13 protein-coding genes and 1 rRNA gene are annotated in these 9392 nt (G+C 49.6%); 10 read left to right on the forward strand and 4 right to left on the reverse strand.

What is annotated here, in order from left to right:
• Positions 1–42: 42 nt before the first annotated feature.
• The 4 genes from OXF42_03550 (at position 43) to OXF42_03565 (ending at position 1745) form a co-directional block, all read left to right on the forward strand.
• Positions 43–327, forward strand: coding sequence for a nucleotidyltransferase domain-containing protein (locus tag OXF42_03550; GenBank protein ID MCY4047171.1), 285 nt, complete (start codon positions 43–45; stop codon positions 325–327).
• Positions 320–688, forward strand: a complete 369-nt coding sequence (locus OXF42_03555) for a DUF86 domain-containing protein (GenBank protein ID MCY4047172.1) — start codon at positions 320–322, stop codon at positions 686–688. The genes OXF42_03550 and OXF42_03555 overlap by 8 nt, the downstream gene beginning before the upstream one ends.
• Before the next feature lie 63 nt (positions 689–751).
• A complete protein-coding gene (locus OXF42_03560; protein MCY4047173.1) occupies positions 752–1195 on the forward strand; it encodes a hypothetical protein in 444 nt (147 codons plus the stop codon).
• The gene (locus OXF42_03565) at positions 1134–1745 is read left to right on the forward strand and encodes a hypothetical protein (GenBank protein ID MCY4047174.1); all 612 of its coding nucleotides are present in this window, start codon (positions 1134–1136) and stop codon (positions 1743–1745) included. The genes OXF42_03560 and OXF42_03565 overlap by 62 nt, the downstream gene beginning before the upstream one ends.
• Before the next feature lie 189 nt (positions 1746–1934).
• Here OXF42_03565 and OXF42_03570 read toward each other — a convergent pair whose 3' ends face one another.
• From OXF42_03570 to OXF42_03580, 3 genes are all read right to left on the reverse strand, one after another.
• The gene (locus OXF42_03570) at positions 1935–2162 is read right to left on the reverse strand and encodes a hypothetical protein (protein ID MCY4047175.1); all 228 of its coding nucleotides are present in this window, start codon (positions 2160–2162) and stop codon (positions 1935–1937) included.
• A 211-nt stretch (positions 2163–2373) separates the two neighbouring features.
• A 16S ribosomal RNA gene (locus OXF42_03575) occupies positions 2374–3934 on the reverse strand.
• Between the two features lie 208 nt (positions 3935–4142).
• Entirely contained in the window at positions 4143–4775 is a 633-nt protein-coding gene (locus OXF42_03580) for a hypothetical protein (protein MCY4047176.1), read from the reverse strand.
• A gap of 203 nt (positions 4776–4978) precedes the next feature.
• Here OXF42_03580 and OXF42_03585 point away from each other — a divergent pair, with 203 nt between their 5' ends.
• The 6 genes from OXF42_03585 (at position 4979) to OXF42_03610 (ending at position 8805) form a co-directional block, all read left to right on the forward strand.
• Entirely contained in the window at positions 4979–5770 is a 792-nt protein-coding gene (locus OXF42_03585) for an SDR family oxidoreductase (protein MCY4047177.1), read from the forward strand.
• A 46-nt stretch (positions 5771–5816) separates the two neighbouring features.
• Entirely contained in the window at positions 5817–7244 is a 1428-nt protein-coding gene (cysS, locus tag OXF42_03590; protein MCY4047178.1) for a cysteine--tRNA ligase, read from the forward strand.
• 64 nt (positions 7245–7308) lie between these two features.
• Positions 7309–7536, forward strand: a complete 228-nt coding sequence (locus OXF42_03595) for an AbrB/MazE/SpoVT family DNA-binding domain-containing protein (GenBank protein ID MCY4047179.1) — start codon at positions 7309–7311, stop codon at positions 7534–7536.
• On the forward strand, positions 7536–8000 hold the full coding sequence (locus tag OXF42_03600) for a type II toxin-antitoxin system death-on-curing family toxin (protein ID MCY4047180.1): 465 nt from the start codon (positions 7536–7538) through the stop codon (positions 7998–8000). The genes OXF42_03595 and OXF42_03600 overlap by 1 nt, the downstream gene beginning before the upstream one ends.
• A gap of 23 nt (positions 8001–8023) precedes the next feature.
• Complete coding sequence (locus OXF42_03605; GenBank protein ID MCY4047181.1) at positions 8024–8251, forward strand: AbrB/MazE/SpoVT family DNA-binding domain-containing protein; 228 nt, start codon at positions 8024–8026, stop codon at positions 8249–8251.
• A gap of 11 nt (positions 8252–8262) precedes the next feature.
• The gene (locus OXF42_03610; protein ID MCY4047182.1) at positions 8263–8805 is read left to right on the forward strand and encodes an N-acetyltransferase; all 543 of its coding nucleotides are present in this window, start codon (positions 8263–8265) and stop codon (positions 8803–8805) included.
• A gap of 238 nt (positions 8806–9043) precedes the next feature.
• Here OXF42_03610 and OXF42_03615 read toward each other — a convergent pair.
• On the reverse strand, positions 9044–9392 hold a 349-nt coding region (locus tag OXF42_03615; GenBank protein ID MCY4047183.1), incomplete at its 5' end, for a hypothetical protein.

The raw sequence follows: 9392 nt of genomic DNA on the forward strand, positions 1-9392 counted from the left end.
GCATGACGGAGATTTGTCCGGTGGACGGGAAGAGCGAGTAGAGTGGCAAACAGCACACTTCAGGGGTTGAGAAACTGGAAGGCGGAGAATGCCGGTAAATACGGCATTGTTGAGATGGGCGTGTTCGGTTCGGTTGCAAGGGGAGAGGAAACAGCGGAAAGCGATGTTGATGTTGTTGTTACTATGGAGAAGCCAAATTTGCTGGTAATGGTTGGGATTAAGCATGATCTTGAGGGTTACTTGAAAAAGTCGGTGGATATCATACACAGCGGGACCAGAAACCGCTATCTGGCAAAGCGTATAGAGAGGGAAATGGTAGTTGTCTGATAAAGAATTGGTAAAGGAAGTATTGATACAGACTGTAGAAGCAGTAGATGAAATTGCTGAACGGTTTGAAAAAATAAAGACTCCCGAAGATTTTGTCACTACTCAGGAAGGGCGGATAATCCTTGACTCAATATGTATGAAGCTACTCATTATTGGGGAAGCGGTTAAAAAAGTTGATAAGAGAACAAAAGGTGAATTGCTTCCCCGCTATCCTCAAATTCCATGGACAAGAGTAATGGGAATGAGAGACATTATAGCCCATCACTATTTTGACCTGGAAGAACGGATTGTATTTGGGGTTTGCCAGGATGATCTAACGGAATTGAGGAAGACTCTGGCAAAGATGCTGGAGGAGATTTGAGGAAATGTTTTGAATTGGAGAGGGGAAGTAGAGTAATCAATGATTGCCCTACATTTGTGAATTATGATTACAGAACAAGAAATTGAGAATATACGGCAAAACTACATTAAAATACTCAAACCTCTATTTATTCCAGATGACCCGATAAGCAATGATATTGTCCGATATTTTGCGTCTTTACTACGTATTTGCGGAATGGAGGATAGAGGCTGGGATCCCTACATTGAATCTAGGTCAACCCTAGATGATTTCAATTCAATACTCCAATTTCATTTTCCAGAGAAAATATTCTCGGACGAGAACCTTGCTAAGTGGAGAATTAACCTGTTTATTTACAGCCATATAGTTGAAATGGATGCCCCATACGAAGTAATAACAAACTTATTAAGATTTCAAAACGGGAAAGGATATAGTTCTAATCCTCATTATATATTTCTAAATTCCAATGAAAAAAAAGAAAATTCACCACTCACCACTATCCCCACTAAAAAAGATAGAAATCATTAAGTCATTGGAACAAAATGTCAATATATACACAACAAGAATCTTTGATGATTTCTACAATAACAAACTGAGAAACGCAATCAGCCACTCTGACTATATACTTACCGACAAAGAATTTAGATGTCGCGATGGATTTCGAATCTCACTTGAGACCTTGCACGACATGATTACTAAATCAAAAATTTTTATTTCATCATTTTTCGCATTAGATAAACATGTGCGAAAAATGTGGGGGAAGAAGAAAAATCAAGCAATGCCGTATGACCCTCAATACAAGGGGCTTTTAGAAATAATCGTAGATAACAATGACTTGATGTGTGGATTCAAAATTCACTGGCCTAACAATTCCGAATCCATTTACAAGAGAACTCAAGAAGGTGTTGAAATGGTTAATTGCATGGAAGATCATACAAAATCCACTATAGATTTTATGGTTGGAATGTACGCTCAAAACCCAGGAGCATTCAGTCCCCTAGTAGAGAAAGGTCAAAAACCAATCTACACTAAACTTGAAGATAGTGAAAAATCACCTGAATGGAGCCAAAAAGCATAGAGGCCAAGAATTTTTATCTAACCTGCTACACTCCACTTCACCTTGTTTAAACTTGTCTCAGGCAACTCATCTCTACTGAAGACAATCCTCAGATTTAGCGTTTTTTAAACAGACAAAATAATAACAGATTTAAAACTCATAGAGTTGATCAATTAAGTATTGTGTCTTCGGAATTCCCATATTAGTTATCTAACGCTCTCTTCGTTCGTATCTTTTGCGAACATACTTGTTGATGAATGTGTTCAACCCTTCGCCATATTCTGCTAACCCTTTCATACGCTCAATATTGTAAACCCCGGCACTCCGATATGTGTAAAGATAGATTGACCCGTCATGGAATTGGACTCTTATAAAATCTGAACCCGTCTCATAAGCAACAACCCCAGAGTCTCCTCCCAGATTTCTATATGTCTCCATCCCACTACCAAATAGAGAGAAAAAGAAAACGAACAACAGAACGGGAATAGCCCACTTGTTCCGAGTAATCATCGCAAAACTAGAAAACATCTATGTGCTCACCTCTCCTTTGACAACTGAAAAGCACACAGACAGACGGGCAGCAAAGCCGTTTCATTCAAACGATTGGTTTGTGTTGTGTTTACTCTGTGAGTAAAAATTACTCCGTGAGTAAGGAGGTGATCCAGCCGCAGGTTCCCCTACGGCTACCTTGTTACGACTTCACCCCAATTACCGGCCCTACCTTAGGAGCCTGCCTCCCGAAGGTTAAGCGCAGCTACTTCGGGTAGAACCGACTTTCGTGGTGTGACGGGCGGTGTGTGCAAGGTCCGGGAACGTATTCACCGCAGCATTGCTGATCTGCGATTACTAGCGATTCCAACTTCATACAGGTGAGTTTCAACCTGCAATCCGAACTGAGACCGACTTTAGAGGATTGGCTCCCCCTCACGGGTTAGCAACCTGTTGTATCGGCCATTGTAGCATGTGTGTAGCCCAGGGTGTAAGGGCCATGCTGACTTGACGTCATCCCCGCCTTCCTCCGGCTTACCGCCGACAGTCTCTTTAGAGTGCCCGCCCGAAGCGCTGGCAACTAACGATAGGGGTTGCGCTCGTTACCGGACTTAACCGGACACCTCACGGCACGAGCTGACGACAGCCATGCAGCACCTGTGCTAAATTCATCGGGCAAGCCCGATGGAACTGATGCTTTCACACCAACCTTAGATAGCATGTCAAACCCTGGTAAGGTTCTTCGCTTATCATCGAATTAAACCACATGCTCCACCGCTTGTGCGGACCCCCGCCAATTTCTTTGAGTTTCAGCCTTGCGACCGTACTCCCCAGGCGGGATGCTTAACGCGTTAACTACGACAAAGAGGAAAATCCCCCTCATCCAGCATCCATCGTTTAGGGCGTGGACTACCCGGGTATCTAATCCGGTTCGCTACCCACGCTTTCGTCCCTCAGTGTCAGTACCAAGCCAGTTGGCTGCCTTCGCTCACTGGTGTTCCTCCCGATATCTACGCATTTCACCGCTACACCGGGAATTCCGCCAACCTCTCTTGGACTCAAGTCAAGCAGTTTTGGATGCAATTCCGGGGTTAAGCCCCGGGCTTTCACATCCAACTTACAAGACCACCTACGGACTCTTTACGCCCAGTAATTCCGAGCAACGCTTGCCCCCTCCGTATTACCGCGGCTGCTGGCACGGAGTTAGCCGGGGCTTATTCTAGAAGTACAGTCAAGCCTGCAAGGTTAATTTGCAGACCCTTCTTCCTTCTTAAAAGAGGTTTACATCCCGAAGGAATTCTTCCCTCACGCGGCATCGCTGGGTCAGGCTTTCGCCCATTGCCCAATATTCCCCACTGCTGCCTCCCGTAGGAGTCGGGGCCGTGTCTCAGTCCCCGTGTGGCCGATCACCCGCTAAGGCCGGCTACCCGTCGTAGGCTTGGTAGGCCTTTACCCCACCAACAACCTGATAGGACGTGGACCCCTCTAAAGGCGGCAACCGTAAAACGGCCACCTTTTACCCCTGCGTCCTCAGACGCCGTGGTCATATCCGGCATTAGCCTTGGTTTCCCAAGGTTGTTCCGGTCCTTAAGGCAGGTTATCCACGTTGTACGCACCCGTCCGCCGCTGTACTCGCGACCGAAGCCGCTTTCTCGCTCGACTTGCATGTGTAAAGCGTGCCGCCAGCGTTCGCTCTGAGCCAGAATCAAACTCTTCCTAAAAGTTAGTAATCGTCTGGAACCGGCTCTGCTGTTGTCCGCTGTCTGTGCGCTATTCAGTTTTCAAAGAACTCTAAGCCCGAAGACGCATTCACGCCAAAGGGAAGCGTAAGGTAACAAGAGCGCGCGGCGTTGTCAATACCGCTTCAATAAAAAAAAGGGCGCCGACAAAACACCGGCGCCCTTTTTTCAAACAACTGAGATGTGGCTTTCAGAACAACAGTGAGAGCCGGGCAACCCCCGAAGCTCCCCAAAGGTCTTCAACTGCGCCGTTGGCGTCGTTGACAACATAGTGCCCTCTGGCCTCAATCCCCATCTTCAACCCGCTTGCCCTCACATAGTCAAATGAGAGTTTCCCGACAACGGGCAGTTTGTTCTGCCTGTCCAACTCATCCGCCAGGTCGTAAACAAAAAGCCCGACCCCCACTCCGGTTGATACTTCAAGTATCTCCATAATCGGGAAGTCAAAGTGAACAAAAACCGGCGCGAAGAAGTGCTGGAAGGTGTTGTCGTTCTGGTCTGTGAACCCGAACATCAGTTCCGGCTCAACGCTGACTGCGGCGCGGAATCTGAATCCGAAGAGGTCAGCATCGGACAGAAGGCGCGAGACAGCAAAACCGAGAGAGAAACCGTGCTCCTCAATGTCAGGGATCTTAACCCCCGCGGCGTTCACTCCTCTGGATCCCACCTGGTAGTAGTAGCCACTCCTGATGCTGAATTCCTTGTTGCCGTCCGCCACATGCACCGACATCATTTCATCATCCATCACGTCGGCATGCGCCCCGGTGCTGAAAGAAAGCGCCAGCACTGCGGCAAACGCAAAGATAAAAAATTTCCTGAGCATAGTAGTAAGTTCCTCCCCTTTCTGCTCGTTTCGCGTAATGTAGAGCGCCTTTGATTAAAGCATGCCCCGAAACGCCGCTCTATTCTACAAGCGACCATCTCAGTTTGTCAATACCTATGGCGATTTGAATTTTTCCCCCTTTGCCGTGAATATAAAGAAGGCGCGGCCACGGCTGCGGCAAACTTCACACGGGGGCAATTCAAATGACGGAAAGCATGAAAGGCAAATGGGCTTTGATTCTCGGAGCTTCAAGCGGCTTCGGAGAGGCGGCGGCCACGGAACTTGCAAGGCGCGGGCTGAACATCTGCGGCGTTCACATGGACAGAAAGGCGGGTCTTAAAAATGTTGAGAGGATAAAGGGCGAAGTTGAGGCGGCTGGTTCTGAGGCGCTGTTTTTCAATGTCAATGCGGCTGACCCTGAAAAGCGGGCGCAGGTTATGGACGAGGTTGCCGGGCGGACGGGCTCCGGCGGTCTGAAGGTTCTGATTCACTCTCTCGCGTTTGGAACTCTCAAGCACTACATTTCGGACAAACCCGAAGAGACGCTCACCAGCAGGAACTTTGACATGACGCTTGATGTGATGGCGCACAGCCTTGTCTACTGGACGCAGGAGGCGGTAACGCGCGGACTGATGGGAGAAGGGGGAAGGATATTTGCAATGACCAGTTCGGGCAGCCACCGTGTCTGGCCCACTTACGGGGCGGTGTCTGCGGCAAAGGCGGCCCTTGAGCACCACATACGCCAACTCGCGGTTGAACTCGCCCCCCGGAAGATTACGGCCAACTCCATACGCGCCGGCGTTACGGACACGCCCGCGCTCAGAAAGATTCCCGGAAACGAGGCGCTGGTTGAAAACGCCATGAGGGTCAACCCTTCGGGGCGTCTCACAACCACGGGCGATGTCGCCAAAGCCATTGCCCTGCTGTGCGCGGACGGCGCGGACTGGATAACCGGAAACGTCATCGGCGTTGACGGCGGCGAGGATTTGATTTGAGAAATTTGCTGCGGCTGCTTCCGCCCTCCCCTCTCTTTGCAAGACAATGAACCTTCCCGAAATCAAACTTTACAACACCGCCACGCGCCGGAAGGAAACGCTCTCGCCGAGAACTCCGGGCAAGGTCGGCATCTATGTCTGCGGGCCCACGGTTTATGACTCCGCCCATCTCGGTCACGCGCGCTCGGCGGTTTCGTTTGACTTCATAAGGCGGTTTCTCCTTCATACGGGATACGAGGTTATGTTTGTGAGAAACTACACCGATGTTGACGACAAGATAATCAACCGCGCCGCCGAGACCGGAAAAACCTCCGGAGAAATTTCCGAGACATACATCAAAGACTACGCGGAAGACATGGAGGCGCTGAATGTTATGAAGCCCGATGTTGAGCCGAGGGTTACGACCCACATGGCGCAAATCATCTCGCTTGTGGAAAAGATAATCGCAAGCGGCATCGGCTATGAATCCGGCGGCGATGTGTTCTTTTCGGTGAGGAAGTTCAGCGAATACGGAAACCTTTCGCGCCGGTCGCTTGACTCAATGCTTGAGGGCGTCCGCATAGACCTGAACGAGAAAAAAGACGACCCTCTTGACTTCGCGCTCTGGAAGGCCGCCAAGCCCGGCGAGCCCAGTTGGGAAAGCCCGTGGGGCAAAGGCAGGCCCGGCTGGCATATAGAGTGCAGCGCGATGAGCACGGAGTATCTGGGAAGCGATTTTGACATCCACGGCGGCGGGAAGGATTTGATTTTCCCCCACCATGAAAATGAAATCGCGCAGTCCTGCGCGGCGGGCGGCGGGTTTGCAAAATACTGGATGCACAACGGGCTTATACAAATCAACAGGGAGAAGATGAGCAAGTCTCTTGACAACTTTCTGACTGTGAAGCAGGCCCTTGAGCGGTGGCCCGCCGAGGCGATACGGCTTTTCTTCCTGTTGCACCACTACCGCAACCCGGCGGACTTTTCGGAAAAGTCTCTGGACGAGGCGGAGGCGTCTCTCGCGCGGCTGTATAAGACAGTGCTTCGCGCAAGGACGGCGGAGGCGGGCGGAGAGGATGACCCCGAACTTGCGGAAGCGGTGAAGAGGTTCAGGGAAAAATCGTTTGGCGCGATGTGTGATGACTTCAACTCTGCGGGCGCGCTGGGGCATCTGTTTGACCTTGCAAGAGAGATAAACCGCTCCATTGATTCGCGCGGCGGCTCGCCTCAGGTTGCCCCGGCTCTTGAAGCGGCGGATGAGTTTGCCGGTGTTCTGGGGATACTGCGCTCCGACCCGGAGCAATACCTGAAGAGCGCGCCGGACGCGGAGATACCGGAGAGCGAGATATTGAAACTGATTGAAGAAAGGGAAGCGGCAAGGAAGGGAAAAAACTGGGAAAGAGCGGATGAAATCCGCAACCTGCTCGCGGAAAAAGGTGTCGTTCTTGAAGACACTCCGGAGGGAACGAGTTGGAGTTTGAAAAAAAAGTTATGACAAACGTTTGACAATGTTGCAATATCAGTTATAACTTCCGCATCAAAGTTCGGGAGGGTGAAAAATGACCACTTCATTAAAGATCATCAAGGTTGGCAATTCCTTCGGGTTAATTCTGCCCAAAGAGGTTCTTGCCAAACTGGATGTTGTCGCGGGCGACAAGTTGAGCGTTACCGAGACCAAATACGGCATTCAGTTAAAGCCATACAATGAGGAATATGAAAAGCAGATGGAGATTGCCCGTCGGGTTATGCACGAGGACAGGGAAGTCCTGAAGAAGCTCGCCGAGTGATGGAACCGGAACCTATATGGCTCTTGAAGGCGACTGTGCTTGACCTTCATCAGGAGGAAATCGCCAGACACGGCGGAACCGAAGGCATAAGGGATGAGGGTATGCTTGAGTCCGCTCTGGACAGACCCAGAAACCTTTACCATTACGGCAATCCCAAGCCGGACATAACCGACCTTGCGGCGGCTTACGCCTACGGCATTGCCCGCAATCATCCGTTTTTAGACGGAAACAAGCGGGCCGCCCTTGTGTCCTGCCGGGCGTTTCTTTTAAGAAACGGTTTTGACCTTATGGCAACTCCGGTTGAGAAATACGACAAAATCATGCGTCTCGCCGAGGGAATGCTGTCGGAAGAGGAACTCGCGAACTGGATAGCGGAAAGAACTGTGCCGGTTGAGGAGGAAGGGCAAACGGGGAGAAAATTGCAGGAGGATGCGCCCAAGAGAAAAAGCGGGCGGAAGAAGTAACACTGAAAGAAAAGGAGGTTGTTATGATTACTTCAATCAAAGTTATGCGGATGGGCGACACCGTAGGTGTTATTCTGCCGGAAAAGGTTGTTGCCAAACTGAGGGTTGTAGCGGGAGACAAATTGAATGTTACTGAAACTCCCACCGGGGTCAGTCTCTCTCGCTATGACAAGAGGCAAGAGAAAGTGATGGAAATTGCCGATCGGGTTATGGAAAAAGAGCGCGATGTTCTAAAAAAACTTGCGGGGTAACATAGCCCCCAATGAACAAGGTTGAACACATGGTCCGCGAAACGACTGACAGAGACCTTGTTGTCATACTCTCAATTTGCGAGGCCGCTTTTGACAGTGAAGAAAACCTACCCGGCCTCGTCAAGAACCTATTTGAAGATGAGACCGCACGCCCTTTTCTTTCACTACTTGCCTTTGAAGACAAAACGGCCATCGGCCATATCTTGTTCACACACGCAACAATCGGCAAGACCGTTGCGGCATTGCTGGCGCCGCTGGCCGTCATTCCGGAATACCAGAATCGTGGGATTGGGGGGCGACTCATTCAAACGGGGTGTGCCATGTTGAAAAATGCGGGCGTTGAGGTCGTTTTCGTGCTCGGTTATCCGGACTATTACCAACGACACGGCTTCGTTCCCGCAGGCCGACACGGCATGCACACCCCCTTCCCCATTCCGGAACAAAACGCCGATGCCTGGATGGTGCGGGAACTTGTGCCGGACACCATTGAAAACATTTGCGGAATCCTCAAGTGCGCCGATGCAATCAATCGTCCTGAATACTGGCGGGAATAATCTCCTGAACAGCGGGCGTGTTCTTGTTTGAGTTTGTGGCCGAGCCTGTGGAGATATATGAAATTTTCATGCGCCTTGCCGAACTTAATTGGTGTTGCATTTCATTTGAGAATTTGGCTCTCTAATCCTCGCCCCATCGCTTGAGGGCGGCAGACATTGTGTTGCCGTCAAGGTTGTCAATGAAACTTGGTTTATCACTCATTGTTCAGATCCATTCGAAACCGGTTTCGAGACTTTCTTATTCAAACCCCACATCACCAAAAGGTATTTCAAGATCGCCAATGATTGATAGTGATTTGATACTTGGAATCTCTTGCGATTTTACTACATCGCCATCAAAAGAGAAAAGCAAACGGATAAACACTTCTGGCATTTCACCAGATATATATACTGAATCAATTATATCTGCATCTACACATTCATCAAGGAAGGATATATAGAATGTCGCATCAACATCAACATCTATATAAGCGTCCAAGGCAAAACTCGTATTTTCTGCAGAATAACTCACGATGGAGAGGGCACGTTCCGCTTCTGACTCTGGAATTGAAAGTGTATTTGCATTATAACTGAGCGATGTTATTTCT

The organism is Candidatus Dadabacteria bacterium (assembly GCA_026708565.1).
Classification (GTDB): domain Bacteria; phylum Desulfobacterota_D; class UBA1144; order Nemesobacterales; family Mycalebacteriaceae; genus Mycalebacterium.